Annotated in this window: 22 protein-coding genes; 14 read left to right on the plus strand and 8 right to left on the minus strand. The window is 39.2% G+C overall.

Going from position 1 to position 16,246, the window contains the following annotated elements; genetic code table 11:
* Window positions 1-93: 93 nt before the first annotated feature.
* Both R2B77_RS17050 and R2B77_RS17055 read right to left on the minus strand, forming a co-directional pair.
* Entirely contained in the window at window positions 94-1,278 is a 1,185-nt protein-coding gene (locus R2B77_RS17050) for a toxic anion resistance protein (RefSeq protein WP_203249236.1), read from the minus strand.
* Window positions 1,265-1,927 carry a 5-bromo-4-chloroindolyl phosphate hydrolysis family protein gene (locus tag R2B77_RS17055; protein WP_203249235.1) on the minus strand — a complete coding sequence of 221 codons (663 nt, stop codon included), beginning with the start codon at window positions 1,925-1,927 and terminating at the stop codon, window positions 1,265-1,267. Before R2B77_RS17055 ends, R2B77_RS17050 begins: the two co-directional genes overlap by 14 nt.
* 213 nt (window positions 1,928-2,140) lie before the next feature.
* On the opposite strand from R2B77_RS17055, the gene R2B77_RS17060 reads away from it, so the two are divergent.
* Window positions 2,141-2,449, plus strand: a complete 309-nt coding sequence (locus R2B77_RS17060) for a DUF1033 family protein (RefSeq protein WP_322555766.1) — start codon at window positions 2,141-2,143, stop codon at window positions 2,447-2,449.
* A 108-nt stretch (window positions 2,450-2,557) separates the two neighbouring features.
* Here the strand turns inward: R2B77_RS17060 and R2B77_RS17065 are convergent, their stop codons facing one another.
* The 4 genes from R2B77_RS17065 to R2B77_RS17080 all read right to left on the minus strand — a co-directional run bounded on the left by R2B77_RS17065 (window position 2,558) and on the right by R2B77_RS17080 (window position 5,876).
* Window positions 2,558-3,229, minus strand: coding sequence for a hypothetical protein (locus R2B77_RS17065; RefSeq protein WP_203249233.1), 672 nt, complete (start codon window positions 3,227-3,229; stop codon window positions 2,558-2,560).
* Window positions 3,230-3,355: 126 nt separating this feature from the next.
* Entirely contained in the window at window positions 3,356-4,957 is a 1,602-nt protein-coding gene (locus tag R2B77_RS17070; RefSeq protein ID WP_203249232.1) for an ABC-F family ATP-binding cassette domain-containing protein, read from the minus strand.
* A gap of 272 nt (window positions 4,958-5,229) precedes the next feature.
* A complete protein-coding gene (locus R2B77_RS17075) occupies window positions 5,230-5,664 on the minus strand; it encodes a DUF2383 domain-containing protein (RefSeq protein ID WP_203249231.1) in 435 nt (144 codons plus the stop codon).
* A 23-nt stretch (window positions 5,665-5,687) separates the two neighbouring features.
* Window positions 5,688-5,876 (minus strand): hypothetical protein, encoded by a 189-nt coding sequence (locus R2B77_RS17080; protein ID WP_203249230.1) that lies wholly within the window; start codon window positions 5,874-5,876, stop codon window positions 5,688-5,690.
* Window positions 5,877-6,519: 643 nt separating this feature from the next.
* Here R2B77_RS17080 and R2B77_RS17085 point away from each other — a divergent pair.
* The 6 genes from R2B77_RS17085 (at window position 6,520) to R2B77_RS17110 (ending at window position 10,483) form a co-directional block, all read left to right on the plus strand.
* Window positions 6,520-7,719 carry an MFS transporter gene (locus R2B77_RS17085; RefSeq protein ID WP_203249229.1) on the plus strand — a complete coding sequence of 400 codons (1,200 nt, stop codon included), beginning with the start codon at window positions 6,520-6,522 and terminating at the stop codon, window positions 7,717-7,719.
* A gap of 67 nt (window positions 7,720-7,786) precedes the next feature.
* A complete protein-coding gene (locus R2B77_RS17090) occupies window positions 7,787-7,957 on the plus strand; it encodes a hypothetical protein (RefSeq protein WP_203249228.1) in 171 nt (56 codons plus the stop codon).
* A gap of 191 nt (window positions 7,958-8,148) precedes the next feature.
* A complete protein-coding gene (locus tag R2B77_RS17095) occupies window positions 8,149-8,565 on the plus strand; it encodes a hypothetical protein (protein ID WP_203249227.1) in 417 nt (138 codons plus the stop codon).
* A gap of 151 nt (window positions 8,566-8,716) precedes the next feature.
* Window positions 8,717-9,220 carry a GNAT family N-acetyltransferase gene (locus tag R2B77_RS17100; RefSeq protein WP_203249226.1) on the plus strand — a complete coding sequence of 168 codons (504 nt, stop codon included), beginning with the start codon at window positions 8,717-8,719 and terminating at the stop codon, window positions 9,218-9,220.
* 141 nt (window positions 9,221-9,361) lie between these two features.
* On the plus strand, window positions 9,362-9,883 hold the full coding sequence (locus R2B77_RS17105) for a nitroreductase family protein (RefSeq protein ID WP_203249225.1): 522 nt from the start codon (window positions 9,362-9,364) through the stop codon (window positions 9,881-9,883).
* A 135-nt stretch (window positions 9,884-10,018) separates the two neighbouring features.
* Window positions 10,019-10,483 carry an NUDIX hydrolase gene (locus R2B77_RS17110; RefSeq protein WP_203249224.1) on the plus strand — a complete coding sequence of 155 codons (465 nt, stop codon included), beginning with the start codon at window positions 10,019-10,021 and terminating at the stop codon, window positions 10,481-10,483.
* Window positions 10,484-10,555: 72 nt separating this feature from the next.
* On the opposite strand, the gene msrA is transcribed toward R2B77_RS17110, so the two are convergent.
* Together msrA and R2B77_RS17120 are read right to left on the minus strand one after the other, a co-directional pair.
* Window positions 10,556-11,086 carry a peptide-methionine (S)-S-oxide reductase MsrA gene (msrA, locus tag R2B77_RS17115; protein WP_203249223.1) on the minus strand — a complete coding sequence of 177 codons (531 nt, stop codon included), beginning with the start codon at window positions 11,084-11,086 and terminating at the stop codon, window positions 10,556-10,558.
* Between the two features lie 138 nt (window positions 11,087-11,224).
* Window positions 11,225-11,323, minus strand: a complete 99-nt coding sequence (locus R2B77_RS17120) for a YjcZ family sporulation protein (RefSeq protein ID WP_203249222.1) — start codon at window positions 11,321-11,323, stop codon at window positions 11,225-11,227.
* A 226-nt stretch (window positions 11,324-11,549) separates the two neighbouring features.
* On the opposite strand from R2B77_RS17120, the gene R2B77_RS17125 reads away from it, so the two are divergent.
* From R2B77_RS17125 to yfkAB, 7 genes are all read left to right on the plus strand, one after another.
* Window positions 11,550-12,512 (plus strand): LCP family protein, encoded by a 963-nt coding sequence (locus tag R2B77_RS17125; RefSeq protein ID WP_203249221.1) that lies wholly within the window; start codon window positions 11,550-11,552, stop codon window positions 12,510-12,512.
* 29 nt (window positions 12,513-12,541) lie between these two features.
* Window positions 12,542-13,780 carry an AI-2E family transporter gene (locus R2B77_RS17130; RefSeq protein WP_203249220.1) on the plus strand — a complete coding sequence of 413 codons (1,239 nt, stop codon included), beginning with the start codon at window positions 12,542-12,544 and terminating at the stop codon, window positions 13,778-13,780.
* A gap of 3 nt (window positions 13,781-13,783) precedes the next feature.
* Complete coding sequence (locus R2B77_RS17135; RefSeq protein WP_203249219.1) at window positions 13,784-14,155, plus strand: sporulation protein; 372 nt, start codon at window positions 13,784-13,786, stop codon at window positions 14,153-14,155.
* 93 nt (window positions 14,156-14,248) lie between these two features.
* Window positions 14,249-14,467, plus strand: coding sequence for a hypothetical protein (locus R2B77_RS17140; protein ID WP_203249218.1), 219 nt, complete (start codon window positions 14,249-14,251; stop codon window positions 14,465-14,467).
* Window positions 14,467-14,607 carry a hypothetical protein gene (locus R2B77_RS17145; protein WP_203249217.1) on the plus strand — a complete coding sequence of 47 codons (141 nt, stop codon included), beginning with the start codon at window positions 14,467-14,469 and terminating at the stop codon, window positions 14,605-14,607. The genes R2B77_RS17140 and R2B77_RS17145 overlap by 1 nt, the downstream gene beginning before the upstream one ends.
* Window positions 14,573-14,839 (plus strand): YolD-like family protein, encoded by a 267-nt coding sequence (locus R2B77_RS17150; protein ID WP_203249216.1) that lies wholly within the window; start codon window positions 14,573-14,575, stop codon window positions 14,837-14,839. The genes R2B77_RS17145 and R2B77_RS17150 overlap by 35 nt, the downstream gene beginning before the upstream one ends.
* Window positions 14,840-14,982: 143 nt before the next feature.
* Window positions 14,983-16,113, plus strand: coding sequence for a radical SAM/CxCxxxxC motif protein YfkAB (gene yfkAB, locus R2B77_RS17155; protein WP_212391956.1), 1,131 nt, complete (start codon window positions 14,983-14,985; stop codon window positions 16,111-16,113).
* The last annotated feature ends 133 nt before the right edge of the window (window positions 16,114-16,246 follow it).

Here is a 16,246-nt window from a genome sequence, read left to right on the forward strand (position 1 = left end):
AGGACTTTTTCAGTGGCCTCGTGCAATACCGAACTCATTTCACTCAAGCTGCCTAATGAAATAACCGTGTCTAACTTTTAGGGGTCACTTCACTTATGAAGGGCGATTTTGGATTTTTTCATGGACACCAAGAAGGCGTTGTTTTAGTTCTTCTTCCATACGTGCAATTTCAATTTCTGCTGATTTCCGTTTGGCACGACCATCAGCTTGAATAAGAAGGGTTTCTTCGATTGTTTGAATTAAGTTTTCCTGTGTCTGCTTGAGTGTATCAATTTCGATAATACCGCGTTCATTTTCTTTAGCAGTTTCAATCGAATTAATTTTAAGCATTTCTGAGTTTTTTAGCAGTAAATCATTTGTCGTTCGTGTGACCAGTTTTTGGGACTCGACGGCTTTCATTTGTCGATTTAGCGTCAACGCAATGGCAATTTGATTTTTCCAAAGTGGAATGGATGTCATAATGGATGACTGGATTTTCTCTGCAAGCGTCTGGTTCGTCTGTTGGATCATTCGAATTTGTGGTGCGCTTTGAATCGTAATTTGGCGAGATAGCTGTAAATCATATAACCGTTTTTCCAAGCGATCTAGGAATTGTGCCATATCATTTACTTCTTGGAAGGCCATTTGATCGTTTGATGACTCAGCTTTCTTACGCATTTCTGGGATAATTACATTGGCAATTTCGTCGCGCTTTAATTCCGCTGCAGCTATGTAGACATTCAGCGCTTGGAAATAGGTTTTATTTTGTTCATATAAATTATCGAGCATATGAACATCTTCAATAAGTCCGCGTTTTGAATGCTCTAGCTGGATACCAATTCGGTCAATTTGTGTGCTTAATTTTTGATATTTGCTCATCATTTCTTGAACGGAACGTGTAGCCTTATTGAACAAACGGCTAAGACCAGACTTCTTTTTCTCCGATAAATCATCGGGGTCAATTTCAGAAAGTCGATTCATCAAATCCTTTAATACATCACCAACGGGACCGATATCCTTACTTTGGACATGATCGAGCATCTTGTGTGAAAACTTGGATAGCTCACCTTGTGCACTGGCACCGTATGTAAGAATGGCCTCATAGTTTCCGACAGGAATTTGAGCAGCAAGCTGTTGAGCTTTCTCTCTTTCCTCAACAGAGAGCCTGTCGATAAGCTTTGGGCTGACACTTGTCTCATTATTTTCTGTTTGCATCTCTTTTGGAAGAAGAGGTTCTTGAAAATCAAAAGGATTATCAAGTAAATCGTCCATTGTTTTTACGTCATTATTTTCGGTCATTTAAGGAATCTCCTTTCATTTCGAGAAGTGGTTTGTCTTGATTCATCGTGACATCCACAAAATCAATTTCCATTTGAAGTTGTTGAAGATCCGGAGCAAGAGCACTACGTAAATCTTGCTCCAATTGTTTGTTAACATCACCAAGCGTCTCACGTGTGTTTTGTAGGGCAATACGAAGTTCTTTGTCCTTCAATGGCTGGTTCACCAGTAGAGCATATTTCGAAGTCAGTTCGACTGCGGAATCGAGATGGGCGTAGAAAAACTTTTCGACATGATAAAATTTCTTTGGATTCGTTTTAACGATACCGAGAACTCTTCTAGCAAGACCATTCATTTCATATACTTGCTTAAAGGCTTGGACAGATCGAACTTGTCCATAAAGGCCGTTTAATCGTTTAATTTTCTTTTTCGCTTCAGTAAGTTGTCCTTTTATATGACTATATTCAGAGCGAGACATCCCCAATTTTTTAATGTTGGTGGCAAGTTGAATCTGTTTGATTGAAAAAGTTCCACCTGCATAAATCGCAACCCAAAGACCTGTTGCTACGAAAACATTCAGACTTGCACCGAACACTAAATAGAGCCATGATCCAAAGCTAATGGGCGCAGTGATGAAATGTCGAATGATAAACTGTTGGATTTCTTTCATGATATTCTCTGGCCCCCTTTACCTCTTAACATGTATACGTTTTAAAACCGTTAAAGTTTCATGTCACTAGTTCAATTATACCCGATAAACACAATATACACCTAGCAGAAGCATTATCGTTATAAAGCAATATGTTGGACATCGCAAGATAGTTTGTTAAAATGAAGGACATTCACCTGAGAGTTACATAGGGAGGGATTCAAATTGTTTGAAGTGATTTATATGAAAGCAGATTATGAACCGTGGTGGATGTTTGAGGGATGGGAAGAGACCATTTGTTCCCGTCGTGTCTTCGACAGCGAACAAGAGGCTCTACGCTTTTGTGGAGAGCTATTAGTGGAATTACGCAATAAATATCCATTTGAAGCGATGAAAAAAGATTGCTTTTATGCCTTTTGGACTGAATGTGAAAAGGATTTTTGTGAGTCCTGCGATGAGGATTTACAACTTTATCATGGAGTGATTTTCATGAAGGATGGGAAACCGACACCTTATCTTGCAGCAGATGCATTGAGACAATGAAATAAATATTAATCCATTATTAAAAATGAATAAACACCGCATTTTTTTGCTGTGAATGAATTAGGGAAGAGGCGTTCCGTAATGGCAACACCTCTTATCGTACGCTATTTACTGATCGACTGCTTTCAATGTAGAAGTAACGATATATTCACTACCATCATCGGTTATCATAATCGATTCTCGCTTCACTTCACCGAAACCCTCGACAAAATATTTGCGATTGATGATATCCGGTGCTCGTTCTTCTGTTACAAAAACATGGTCAAACGTTTTATAAGGAGTTACTAAAGTTACGTCGGTGTCAATAATCGTCCAATTATCGAAAGTTGTTCCTTTGACAAACGGCGTTTTTAGATAAATCCCCATTGGAGTCATTGCATCTAGTTCTTTTAACGTAGGGAAGTCTTCCTTCGTTTCGACCATTTGTTTTTCAACAACAACGATTTGATTTTGTTCAATTTTATAAATATATCGTACAAGTGCACCACCATTATTTTCATAAATAACGACATAATTTTCGAATGGCTGCGCAACCTCAATATCTAACTCCGCAAACTCATTACCCTCCCCTTGATAATGCGCTTTTGAACCATCCGCTAAGAAAAAATCGCGCAGTACGATATCAGAAGGGCTTACTGCTTCTTTGCTTTCTGGATCTTTCGGGATAATTCCGGTATTACCAGACCCAGAGTTATCAAGAGATGTTACGGTATTTTTCGAACAACCCATGACTAAAAAGATAGTACCTAGAAGACAGAGGATAAGCTTCGTTTTTCGCATAAATAATCACTCCTTTTAGATGGTTTGTCCTATTAGACGAAATTTATGCAATCGAGTTACATATACGTAACAAAAAATAAGCTGCTTCCCTTAGAATGAAAAGGGGAAGCAGCTTATACTCATTTATTATTTTGCTTGTTGTTCTTTCCATTCTAGGTATTCATCATAACCCATCATTTTATCAAAAATTGTACCGTCATCATGGATTTCAATGATACGATTGGCAACTGTTTGAATAAACTGTTGGTCATGTGATGTAAAGAGCATTGCACCCTTGAATGCAATCAAACCATTATTGAGTGCTTGAATGGATTCAAGATCCAAGTGGTTCATTGGTTCGTCGAGGAGTAGAACGTTGGCACTTGTCAGCATCATTTTCGAAAGCATACAACGTACTTTTTCTCCACCTGACAGCACTGACGGCTTCTTGTTTACTTCTTCGCCTGAGAACAACATGCGTCCAAGGAAACCACGCAGGAATGTTTCAGTTTGATCGTCAGGTGAATATTGACGTAACCATTCAACAAGTGATTGCTCAGAACCTTGGAAGTATTCATTATTGTCGAGAGGGAAGTATGCACGTGATGTCGTGACACCCCATTTGACACTACCAGCGTCTGGTTCAGTCTCTTCCGCAAGAATTTCAAGAAGAGCTGTTTTCGCAAGCGGATTTCCAAGAAGAATAATTTTATCTTCTTTATTCATAGTGAATGATGCATCTTTCAGCATAACTCTTCCATCCTGCGTTTTTGAAACATCTTGGATTGTCAGAACGTCATTACCGATTTCACGACCGATTTGGAAGTTGACGAATGGGTAACGACGTGAAGATGGTTTAATATCATCTAATTCAATTTTTTCAAGTGTTTTCTTACGAGAAGTCGCTTGTTTAGATTTCGAAGCATTGGCACTGAAACGCGCCACGAATGCTTGAAGCTCTTTAATTTTTTCTTCTTTTTTCTTGTTTTGATCCTGTGACATTTTCAACGCAAGTTGGCTAGATTCATACCAAAAATCATAGTTACCTGGGTATACTTGAATTTTTGAGAAATCGAGATCCGCAATTTGCGTACATACTTTATTTAAGAAATGGCGGTCATGAGATACGACGATAACTGTGTTATCAAAGTTGATAAGAAATTCTTCAAGCCATTGGATGGCTTTTAAGTCCAAGTGGTTGGTAGGCTCATCGAGAAGAAGTACGTCCGGTTTACCGAATAGAGCTTGTGCCAGAAGCACTTTTACTTTATCCGAACCATCTAGCTCAGCCATCTTCACTTGGTGGAACTCTTCTTTCAGACCTAAACCTTGTAGCAGGATGGCAGCTTCAGACTCAGCTTCCCAACCATTCAAATCGCCAAACTCACCTTCAAGTTCAGCAGCACGCATACCGTCCTCATCTGAAAAATCTTCCTTCATATAGATAGCGTTTTTCTCCATCATAATGTCATACAGACGTTTATGACCCATAATAACTGTATCCATTACGACGCTATCTTCATATTCGAAGTGATTCTGTTTCAGGATAGCAAGACGCTCGTCTTTGTTCATGATGACATTTCCCGATTGCGTTTCAAGTTCACCCGACAAAATTTTAAGGAACGTCGATTTACCCGCACCGTTCGCACCAATTAGACCATAACAATGCCCTGGATTAAACTGTATATTCACATCTTCAAACAGCTTGCGATCGCCGAATTGAAGGCTTACATTACTGACTGCTATCATTCAAAATCCTCCTAAATTCACAATGCTCCTATTATAGCACGTTATAAAACGTAGAAGCAAGAAAGCGTGGACTATAGGGTTCTAGGCTAGTTAATTACCTAATCAGCTCCAAAAGCATCCCGAATTGCTTTTAGACTCTCACTAAACAGGGAACAGACTCGATTTCAAGTTCTTAAAATGAACCTACGTAGTAAGGGAGTAGAAAAACGAACACCAAAAGATGTTCGTTCGAATGATTATTTGGTAGGAAGTGTAGCGTTGGGTGTCACTCACTATCCTTTTCGCAGAATAAGTTCGTCTAATATGTCAATATGCTGTTCATCATGATTCAAAATTGCTGTTACCAGCTCTAAGCTCACGGGGTCTAGGTCTCCATCAAGAAGCTCTTTAGATTTTTCAATACCTCTATGTTCGCCAACAAGAGCATCTTTCAAAATGGAAGTAAGATCTGTAGTTGGACCTTTTATTTTGTTCATTAATTCAGCAACGTTTCCCATCATACCTACATCATCAACAGCTACACCATCAAGGTTCTGTATTCTTTCCGCAACTAACATGGCATGTTCTTTATGGTTTTGCTGGATTTTTTGAAGGGTATGCTTTATATCCAAATCATCAATGTGATGAATGTATCTTTCGTAGGCGTGGATGGCCATATAGTTTCCTTCAAGGAAGGTATTTAATTCTTTGACTACACTTGTTTGCATAGTAAAACTCCTTTACACAGCCATTATTTATTGTTTTTGTTTCGTTGCCGATTGTTTTGACTGGTAACGTTGTTGTTTGTTTTCGTATCAAACGCTTCTGCAAATTCCTCATTGAGATTGTTATTATTGCTATTGCTATTTTTATTGTTTTTGTAAATCTCGGAGCCGTTATGAGTTCTTTCATTCATGGTCTTTTTGCTGTTTTTACTCATGGATGTTCACCTCCTAAAGCCTAATATGCTCTGTATATAAGGATTTATGCTCGCTGAATTTTTGTTGTAAACTCGCGGGTAAATAGAAAAGTGCGTTCTATTCATTGGAAATAAAAATACTTGTTACTAAACAGGTCGTCCAATCATTACATGTGCTCGTCCATATACTATGTTGAAGGTCGGCCGACTTTCTAGAAAAGGGAGAAGGTGAAAAATATGTGTTTTGAAGATCGGAGACGAAGAAATCGGGAAGAGTTGATCTGTGAGTGTCGCGAAGTAAGGTTTGATCGTGATTGGGATAATCGAAATCGTTTTGCTAACAATCGTGATGTTGAGTTGAGATGTTGTTGCAGAGAGTCTAATCGCAGAAACTTTAATCGCGGGTGGTAAAGGTAGCAGATTTGGGGGAGGAAAATAACGGATCCCAGACGTTTACAAGATTAAAGATGGCTTCCCCATTGTAGGGCAGCCATTTTTGATTATTAAAAGAAGTGTGTCGGATAGTTGTAAGCACAATATAAAACCTAAGAGCTGGGAACTAAACGGGAGGGAAAGTGGATTGAATGGAGAAAAAGGGTAATCGAGTGGTATGCTTATTGTTCATCAAACATCATTATTTTAATGAAATGAAAGGAAAGTATGTATGTCAACAAAAATAAACAGAAGAAATGCAGCATTTATAATTATAGCGATATTTGTCATCTCCATTAATATGCGCCCAGCGATTACATCTATCGGGCCGATGCTCGAAACGATTCGAGAACAATTAGTATTAACCAATGCACAGGTCAGTCTACTGACATCTGTTCCGGTCATTTGCATGGGTATTTTCGCTATGTTGGCTCCATTTTTGAATCGGTCATTTGGTTTGAAATGGACCATGACCGTGATGATTATACTCGTTGGGACTATGACCGCTCTTCGCGGTTTCATACCAGGTTATCCAGTACTGATTGGTACTGCATTCATTGTCGGAATTGCGATTGCTGTAATGGGTCCGCTTCTTTCTGCGATGATCAAACAGTATTTTCCAGACCGGGCAGCATCCGTCATTGGTATTTATTCATTCGGCATGGGTGTTGGATCAGCTGCAAGTGCTGGGCTTACGGCTGTATTTTTTGATACGACCGGCTCTTACCTATTTGCGTTAAGCATTTGGTCTGTGCTAGCACTTGTTGGCTTAGTTGCATGGTTTTTAGCGATGCCAGGCCAGGTTAAGGTCCGTCAACTTGATACTATTGTCGTAAAAGCTGAACGCAAAAAGGTAAGGTCTCCATGGAAATCACGGAAAGCTTGGCTATTCTTATTATTTTTTGGTCTACAATCATCTGCATTCTTTTCGATCATTACATGGCTTGCACCAATTGCAACGTCTGCTGGCATGACACTGTTGCAGGCTGGAACGCTTCTTAGTGTGATGACGACTGTCCAAATTTTTTTAAATATTTTACTGCCGTTGCTGATGCAACGTTTTTCTGCGCGGAAATTTTGGCTGTTACTCATGCTTATCGCAGGAATGACATCGATTATTCTTTTCTGGACAGGTATTCATTCCCTTATGTGGATTGGCGCATTCATCATGGGCATTCCACTCGGTGGTTTGTTTCCAGTTGCGTTACTATTGCCATTAGACGAAACAGAGACTGCTGAAGAAGCGAGTGCATGGACCGCGATGATGCAGACAGGTGGATTCATCATGGGTGGATTATTGCCACTGCTCATTGCACTTGTCTTTGATTGGACGGATAATCATCATTATACCTTTGTCATTATGATGTTGTTATATATCATGATGGTAGTATTGACATTTTTAATTGGTGATAAAAAACGTGAAATCTCTTGAATGAAACGAACTTGGAGCTTTTTCTAAGTTCGTTTTTAGATGAAACAGGACAAAATAGCAGAAGAAGATGCGGAATGAAAGAATTAGAAGAAGCCATAAAAAGCACTTTCTTGTCCTTATTTTCGTTGTTTTGTCAGCGGGCTTTTTGTTTGGCTGTAATGGTGTCGATGAAGATGAGCCAGACCCAACTGAAGTATCTTCAGAGAAACGAGTAGAAATTAGGCTGAAAGTACAATAAATACATGCGTTATAGACATCGTTCATAATCGAACGGTGTTTTATTTTTTGTAATTCGGAAAACCGGGGAGTCAGATGGGCTCACTGTCTTAGAAATAGAATATTTCGCTATGTTCGATTGCCTAAGTCTTGTCCAATATTATTAATAGACTAGTAGTGTTAGGGAAATAAATAAAGAGAGGAGGAGAGAATATGCGTAATATTAGTTCAGGGGCATGTCATCGTTCAAAATGTTGTGGACAAGTTCACCGATTTAAACGTCAGGTGTTAACAACGGGTGTATTAAACACAGTTGTCAACCAAACAGCAGCACATATTGAAGTCGCAAACTTAGACCCGACTGAAACCTTTGAAGTAAGGGTACAAGTTATTAACTGGAATAGTGGCTTTCCAGTTGTTTTGTTAAACCAATTAGTTACACTTCAACCGAACCAACACGTCAATTTGAGTCAAGCTGTTACTCCATTCCACTATGAAGTTAGAATCTTCCATCCTGGAAGTCCTAATGTCATTGCCAATACGTTTGCAATCAACGCAGCAACTTTCACGCTACCTGGTTTGACTTTCAACCAAAAAGACTTGATGAAGTTGGATATTCCGTTTATTTAATTTCACAATAATGTACCAGTTATTGTTTTGACTGCAAAAGTTTTTTGAATAAAATGAGCTTGAGGCAAATTGTCCAAGCTCATTTTGTCTTGGTAACATAGGGTAGTACTACGCTATACTTGAAATAACAATAATCAAGTAGGTGAAAACAATGGAAATTATTTATGAAACTAGTCGGCTAATTCTATACACGTTGGATGACTCCCACCTAGATGCTGCAAAAGAATTTTGGGGAGACGAAGAAGTGATGGCATTGTGCGACGGGGCTTCTTCACATGATGTGTTACCTCGAATTATCAATGCTTATGGAAAATGTCAAGAAACACATGACTTATCTGTCTTTGCAGTGGAAGATAAAGAGTCGAATGAAATTATAGGTGCTGCTGGATTTAATATTACAGGCTCGGTAAGTCATGTAGAGTTAATTTATCATTTTAGCAAGAAGTCGTGGGGGAAAGGGTTTGCAACGGAAGCCGCAAGTGCATGTATCGAAATTGCTCGGAATCATGGAAAAGTACAAGTGATTACGGCTTCTGCAAGTCCCGAAAATAGAGGGTCTTTAAAGGTTTTAGAGAAAGTGGGATTTACTTTTATCGGTATGAAATGGTTTGAGGATACACAACAGGAAGAACCTTGTTACGAATATCGAATATAAAATAGTGGATGCTAGGTTTAAAGAAACCCATAATTATTTTGAATGAGTAGCTTTTTCCGCTCTTCATCATTGTGAATAGTTGCAATTATCGATATAATTAAAGGAGTTATTACTTTTCCAATCTGAATAGGGGGGATTGAGTTGTCTGTATTAGATGTTATTCGTTCACGGCGTGAGATTACGAATTTTCAAGAGAAAAAGATTCCAAAGGAGCTACTTGATCAAATTGTAGATGCAGCATACTATGCACCTTCGGGAAATAATTTAGCATCTCGAGAATTTATTGTTATAGAAAATCGCGGAAAACTGGATCATTTGGAAAAAACGACCCCCTTCATGAAATGGATGGCTACGGCACAAGCCGCGATTGTTGTAACGGGTCGACCAGATATTAGTAAGTACTGGTTACAGGATGCCTCTATTGCGACGGCCTTTATATGGCTAACTGCAGAAGATTTACAGCTTGGTGTAGGATTTGGTGCCGTCTATCATTCGGAGGATGCAGAAGAATCACGAATTCGTGAAACATACGCACGCGAGGCTCTAAATATCCCGTCAGATCGTAGAATTGTCGCGATTCTAGGGCTTGGTTTACCTATTGAAAAGCCAGAAGCGAAAAAAATGTTAGACCGCAAAGATATTGTATTTTATGAAACGTTTTAAATTTGTTCAACACGATGCTTGCTTGGAACAAGCTTTCTAAGTTCCTAGCAGGTGTCTTTTCATTTGTATAATTGTAGAGTAGTGAGCATATCGCAAAAACTATGTTACAAAATGAATCAAAAGGAGATGAAATGCATGGATGTCGTTTTTCAAACAAAGCAAGCTATCTTTCATTATCGTGTGGCCGGAATTTGGATAGAAAATGGACATGTTTTGCTGCATCGTGATGTCAACGAGTCAAATTGGTCACTGCCTGGGGGAAGGGTGTCCATTGCGGAGGATTCGCAAAGTAGCCTGAGAAGAGAGTTTCGTGAAGAATTGGGGATTGACATACAGGTAGACAGAATGGCCTTGGTTATCGAAAATTTCTTTGAACATGGTGGACAAGACTTTCATGAAATTGGTTTTTATTATGCCGTAACGGCCGGGAAGAATTTTGCGTCCTTTGATGAAAAACCATTCCATGGCATTGAAGGTGAGCGTTTAATTTTTCAATGGATGCCTCTTGAGAGGTTGGATCAGGTTGACTTACATCCGCAATGTTTGCGAGCCTCCCTACAAAAATTACAGCCCAATATCCAGCATTTTGTAGTGAAATAATTTTAAGTGATAATTAAATAATGGGTAAGGAAATCAGCAAATTACACCGTTTCCCTTACCCATTATTGTAATTCAAGACCAATGACTGTCAATAAACTCATCGCGACCAGAGCGCGCACGATCTTCCTCGTAATGTTCTTTTTCTTTCACATAATAATCTTGGTGATACTCCTCAGCGCGGTAAAACGTTGCTGCTGGTCGAATTGGGGTAACGATTGGCTTTGAAAAAGTGCCACTTGTGTCAAGTTGTTTTTTAGATGCTTCAGCTATTTGACGTTGCTCGTCTGTGTGATGAAAAATTGCTGTTGAGTACGAATGTCCACGATCTTGAAATTGACCATCGGCATCTGTCGGATCGATTTGCTGCCAAAATACGTCGAGTAGTTTTTCGTAAGGAAAAACGGCAGGGTCATAAGTGATTTCCACAACTTCCAAATGTCCGGAATCTCCTTTTTTGACATCTTCATATGTAGGGTTATCGACATGTCCACCCATATAACCAGACACGACGTTATGGATACCATCCCACTCTTTGAAAGGTTTTACCATGCACCAGAAGCAACCGCCCGCAAATACGGCTTTTTCAATTGTTTTTTCACCCATAGTGAACATCTCCATTCATATATACATACTAGAATTATAGCATAAGTAGAATAATGTCATAAAAATAAGAGCGCGAATTTTGCGCTCTTACTGGATAAGGGTACTCGTGAGCGGTTGAGAGTGGATTAGCAATTTTGATTAGTAAAGAAAGCTTGCGCCAATAATAATTAAAAGGATGAAAAGTACCACAATCAATGCAAATGAATTACCTTCGCCTCCATAACATTCGCGTCCCATATTGTACACCGCCTTTCGTTCCGTACATCTGTGTAGCATATGCAATGACCTACAGGACGAATTGGGGAAAACGCCGTTAATCTTCTTTTTTGAGATAAACTAAACTACAATCACTAAAAGAATCGTCAAAATCCTCTATCATGGTATAATGGTCACAACAATACGCAACCAAGACGTCTCCCATACGTCTTAGTGAGGGAGATCATATTTTGGAGGAATCAATCAAATGGAAGAAAATTATGAGGGACCTATACCGAAAAGAAGAAGAAAGAAAAAACTTCGCCTTGGTCGGGTCATTTTTACAATAACAACACTTTGCTTTATAGCAGCCGGTCTCTATTCGTTTGTTCAATATAATGAAGGAAAATCATTGTCCAAGGATAATGGCATTGAACCAGGACCATTTAAGGGAGATGCCGTGGATCCAAAGTATACATCGATTGAAAATTACTTACTACTAGGTGTTGATGATGATGGTAGTGCCAAGTCGCGGACGGATACGATGATGGTATTGTCTTGGAATAAGAGTGAGGGTACGATGCGTGTCATTTCGTTTATGCGTGATATTTACGCTGACATTCCAGGTTATAAATCATACAAACTAAATACGGCATATTACCTTAATGGGGTACAGACCGCGAAGGATACAATCACAGGTATGTTTGGGGTTCCCATTCATCATTATGCGATTGTCGATTTCAAAAACTTTGAATCGATTGTTGACATTGCTTTTCCAAGCGGTGTTGAAATTGATGTCAAAAAAGAAATGTCTGAAAAAATTGGTGTCACACTGATGCCAGGTAAAAAACACCTAAATGGCAAAGAATTACTTGGTTATGCACGTTTCCGTGCAGATGCAGAAGGCGATTTTGGGCGTGTGGCTAGGCAGCAAGAAGTCATTTCTGCGATGAAAGATGAAGCCTTACGACCGGGTATGATTGCCCATATACCGAAGCTTGCAGGTGCACTTTCAGGATTCATCAACACAGATTTGACATCAAAGGACGAAATTTCACGTGCACTTTCACTTCTTATGAAAAAAGGGGTAAATGTGGAAACGATGACTGTTCCTGTGGAGGGTTCTTATTCATTTAACTTTTATGAACATGCTGGCTCTGTCATTGAGTTGGACATCGCCAAAAATAAAGAAGCAATCTCAAAATTTATCAATATGCAGCTTGATCGGTAGACTATTTTTGACGAAAGTAGGGGATGTTAATGGGACTTAGTGGAAAGCAATATTCATCGGCAGATGAAGTGGAGAACAAAGAGGGAGAAGCAACGTCAAATGTAATTCGCTTTCTTGGAGGACGAAGTACATTATTCGTCCTCGTTTCAATCTTACTAATCGGTCTAATCATTCTCCTGTTCAATCGGATCTCTTTCATTTTTTATCCAATTACAGTCTTTTTCTCGACGGTCGTATTACCAGTAATTCTCGCGACTATTGCTTACTATTTACTTAGACCTTTATTACGCTTACTCGAAAAAATACGAATTCCACGTATCTGGGGAATTCTCATTCTATTAATTGGAGCAATCGGACTCATTACTGCGTTAGTTTTTCTGGTGTTGCCTTTTCTAAAAGAGCAATTTCATAATCTTGTTGCAGAATTTCCAAGTTATTTCAGTCAATTATTATTAAAGATTGACACATTTTTACGCACCTCTATTTTTGCTTCTTATTATGAAGGATTAGATATTAATATCAATAAGCTTCTTGAAACGAGTCAAGGTGATATTGGGAAGTTTTTCACAGACACTGTTGGTGGGATTGCGAGTGGTGTTACTTCATTCATTTCCGCTTTTACGGGGTTTATTCTTGCCATTGTAACAGTTCCTTTTATTCTATTTTACCTTTTGAAAGACGGAGAAAAATTGCCTCGTTTTTTTGTGAAAATGCTACCACCACGTATGCGTAAAGAGGCTACACTCATTCTTCGCGAAGCGGATCATCAAATTAGTTCGTACATACAAGGACAGATTTTGGTTGCGATTTGTATTGGGATTATGGTATCCATTGGATTCCTAATTATTGGAATGGAATATGCCCTACTTCTCGGTGTGCTTGCAATGTTTACAAGTATTGTTCCGTACCTTGGCCCAATTATTGCAATCACACCAGCAGTGATTCTTGCGATTGTGTCACCGTCTCCGCTGATGCTGTTTAAGTTGGCAGCTGTTTGGACAATCGTTCAACTTGTGGAAGGGAAATTTATCTCACCGCAAATTATGGGGAAATCACTCCAAATCCATCCGATTACGATTATTTTTGTCTTGCTGACAGCAGGTTCGCTATTCGGGGTAGCAGGTGTAGTTCTTGGAATTCCGGGGTATGCATTATTAAAAGTATTGGTTACACATTTATTTAAATTGTTTAAATTGCGGTATAATAAATATGTAGCCACCGAAAATATGCAGTATGAAATTGGAGATAGTCAGGAAGCGGAGGAATAACGCATGGTAAAACAATTTCTGTCCACAATTGAATATCAGAAAATGACCATAAATACAAATGTAGATGGACCAAATATTGCGTTCGGTGAAACGCTTTCCGGTACAGTTTATATTGAAGGGGAAGCTAGCGAAGAGCTGGTCGATTATATCGAAATAGCATTATTAAAAAGAGCAGCAATAGATGAAGATATAATCGCGAAGCAATCGATAGAAATGATGAGTGATATGAAATCGAAGGAAACTTGGATGATCCCTTTTGAAATGGTGCCTGATGAGCGATGGGAAACCGAAGAGAGAACACTCGTTTTGCGAACTACAGTTTATCTGAAAAATGGAGTTCATATTTTAGATGAAGATGAAATTACATATGAGTAAGCTACAGCGTACCTACAACTAGTAGGTGCGTATTTTTTAGCTTTACATACGAACATTCATTCTGTATACTGTAATTAAGAAGGGGGAACGAGTGTGCGTAATCAATTATTGAAATCGATGGAATATCACGAGTCACTGGATATGATGTATATTGCTAAAAATGGGGTAGTCAGCAAAAGAAGAATTGCAGTGCTACAGGTTGGTGATGTGTCATTTAGGGCCTATTGCTTTCTGCGTCAATCCAAACGTACTTTCAAAATTGAAAATGTACTTGCACTTGTACCTGTCAAGACAAAAGAAAAGGTGATCTAATGGTAGAAAATAATTATGATCAAGATGCTGAACAACAGGCAAAATCGATAATGCTACGAGAACATTTGGCAGAGTTGCGTGATTGGTACAGGGAGGGGAATAATGATGACAGCAATACCAAAGCCAAAGAAAACGAATAACAGTGTAGCAGGACCGCAATTAACCGAATATGACTTTATTGAAATAGGTGAGAAAATAGGCGAAGCGTTAGAGTTTGGTAATGAAGTTGAAATTACCACATACCATCTTAAGCAGTATGAGTCAGCGAGAGGAATAATCACAAGTGCCGATGGTCAAAAGGGTAAATTAACTTTGCAGGTTGGTCTTGAGGATGTAACTATCAGTATTAATGCTATTGTGAGCGTGACTTAATCCTACAGCAGTATAAGAACAAAAGCGTAAGCCTCATCTAAAGAGTAATCTTTTGATGGGGTTTTGTTATGTACTTGCGTAACTCTGGTTTGACGTGCATACTATTTTAGTAGATTACTTTATATATAGGAGCTTGTTGAAAAATGAAAACCAATGTACCATTAGTCACAAATATGACACCTGCGCATGATCCATGGGAAGCGTATTTAGATGTGCACCAGCATGGGAAACTAACGTTGTCGAGCATTGAGTTTACGACAACATATTTATGCAATATGCGTTGTGAGCACTGTGCAGTAGGTTATATGTTGGAACATAAAGATCCGGACGCTTTGCCGATCGATCTACTAATTGCGCGTTTAGAGGAAATTCCACATTTACGTACCATCAGTATTACGGGCGGCGAGCCGATGTTCTCCAAAAAATCGGTGGAACAATATGTCTTGCCACTGTTGAAATATGCCCATGAACATGGAATTCGAACACAAATGAACTCGAACCTGACGATGCCACTCGATCGTTATATGGCTATCGCTCCGTATTTGGATGTCTTACATATTTCGCATAACTGGGGTACGGTCGATGATTTCATTGATGGGGGCTTCGCCAATATGGAACGCAAACCACCGCTTGAACGCCGTGCAGAGCAGTTCCAGCGTATGATTGACAATAGCCGAGCATTAGCTGAAGCAGGCGTTATGGTGTCAGCAGAAACAATGTTGAATAAACGAACGCTGCCACATCTTGAACATATCCATCGACAAATTATTGAGGAAATGAAATGTGCACGACACGAGGTACATCCAATGTACCCAAGCGATTTCGCTTCACAGCTTGAAGTACTGTCATTGGATGAAACAAGAAAAGCCATCCATCAATTGTTGGACACACGTGATGAAGACGTCTGGATGCTATTCGGTACACTGCCGTTTTATCCATGTAGTGATAACGAAGAAGATTTGGCTTTGCTACAACGAATTTACAATAGTAAAAACGTTTCGGTACGTAATGATCCTGATGGAAGATCTCGTTTGAACGTTAATATCTTCACAGGTGATGTTATCGTTACGGACTTCGGTGATACGCCGCCAATGGGAAATATTCAAACCGATTCATTGCCACAAATGCTCGATCGTTGGTTGGAACGTCCACTAGCTAAAACGATCGGCTGTCATTGTCCAGCAGTGAACTGTCTAGGACCGAATTTGTTAGTGAAAGAGGCGTATTATCCGGAGATGGATTTTACGAAGAGGATAGCAGCTATTACTCGTTAATCTAAACTATAAAGACACGACTATGAGTCATTAAGTACTCATGATCGTGTCGTTTTTTAATATGAAAATAAAATGAACGATTTGTTGTGTTAAACAGTCTAATAGATAACAGCCCAGTGGTAATATGTCAAGC

It is taken from the genome of Sporosarcina beigongshangi (assembly GCF_033485195.1).
Lineage (GTDB): Bacteria > Bacillota > Bacilli > Bacillales_A > Planococcaceae > Sporosarcina > Sporosarcina beigongshangi.

Excerpts from the sequence above, each read along its gene's own strand:
- R2B77_RS17085 (WP_203249229.1), top strand. The coding sequence starts at position 6,520 with ATGTCAACAAAAATAAACAGAAGAAATGCAGCATTTATAATTATAGCG.
- R2B77_RS17065 (WP_203249233.1), bottom strand. The coding sequence starts at position 3,229 with ATGCGAAAAACGAAGCTTATCCTCTGTCTTCTAGGTACTATCTTTTTA.
- R2B77_RS17145 (WP_203249217.1), top strand. The coding sequence starts at position 14,467 with ATGGTAGAAAATAATTATGATCAAGATGCTGAACAACAGGCAAAATCG.
- R2B77_RS17110 (WP_203249224.1), top strand. The coding sequence starts at position 10,019 with ATGGATGTCGTTTTTCAAACAAAGCAAGCTATCTTTCATTATCGTGTG.
- R2B77_RS17130 (WP_203249220.1), top strand. The coding sequence starts at position 12,542 with ATGGGACTTAGTGGAAAGCAATATTCATCGGCAGATGAAGTGGAGAAC.
- R2B77_RS17075 (WP_203249231.1), bottom strand. The coding sequence starts at position 5,664 with ATGCAAACAAGTGTAGTCAAAGAATTAAATACCTTCCTTGAAGGAAAC.
- R2B77_RS17050 (WP_203249236.1), bottom strand. The coding sequence starts at position 1,278 with ATGACCGAAAATAATGACGTAAAAACAATGGACGATTTACTTGATAAT.
- R2B77_RS17150 (WP_203249216.1), top strand. The coding sequence starts at position 14,573 with ATGACAGCAATACCAAAGCCAAAGAAAACGAATAACAGTGTAGCAGGA.
- R2B77_RS17120 (WP_203249222.1), bottom strand. The coding sequence starts at position 11,323 with ATGGGACGCGAATGTTATGGAGGCGAAGGTAATTCATTTGCATTGATT.
- R2B77_RS17125 (WP_203249221.1), top strand. The coding sequence starts at position 11,550 with ATGGAAGAAAATTATGAGGGACCTATACCGAAAAGAAGAAGAAAGAAA.
- R2B77_RS17090 (WP_203249228.1), top strand. The coding sequence starts at position 7,787 with ATGCGGAATGAAAGAATTAGAAGAAGCCATAAAAAGCACTTTCTTGTC.
- yfkAB (WP_212391956.1), top strand. The coding sequence starts at position 14,983 with ATGAAAACCAATGTACCATTAGTCACAAATATGACACCTGCGCATGAT.
- msrA (WP_203249223.1), bottom strand. The coding sequence starts at position 11,086 with ATGGGTGAAAAAACAATTGAAAAAGCCGTATTTGCGGGCGGTTGCTTC.
- R2B77_RS17100 (WP_203249226.1), top strand. The coding sequence starts at position 8,717 with ATGGAAATTATTTATGAAACTAGTCGGCTAATTCTATACACGTTGGAT.
- R2B77_RS17095 (WP_203249227.1), top strand. The coding sequence starts at position 8,149 with ATGCGTAATATTAGTTCAGGGGCATGTCATCGTTCAAAATGTTGTGGA.
- R2B77_RS17055 (WP_203249235.1), bottom strand. The coding sequence starts at position 1,927 with ATGAAAGAAATCCAACAGTTTATCATTCGACATTTCATCACTGCGCCC.
- R2B77_RS17070 (WP_203249232.1), bottom strand. The coding sequence starts at position 4,957 with ATGATAGCAGTCAGTAATGTAAGCCTTCAATTCGGCGATCGCAAGCTG.
- R2B77_RS17135 (WP_203249219.1), top strand. The coding sequence starts at position 13,784 with ATGGTAAAACAATTTCTGTCCACAATTGAATATCAGAAAATGACCATA.
- R2B77_RS17080 (WP_203249230.1), bottom strand. The coding sequence starts at position 5,876 with ATGAGTAAAAACAGCAAAAAGACCATGAATGAAAGAACTCATAACGGC.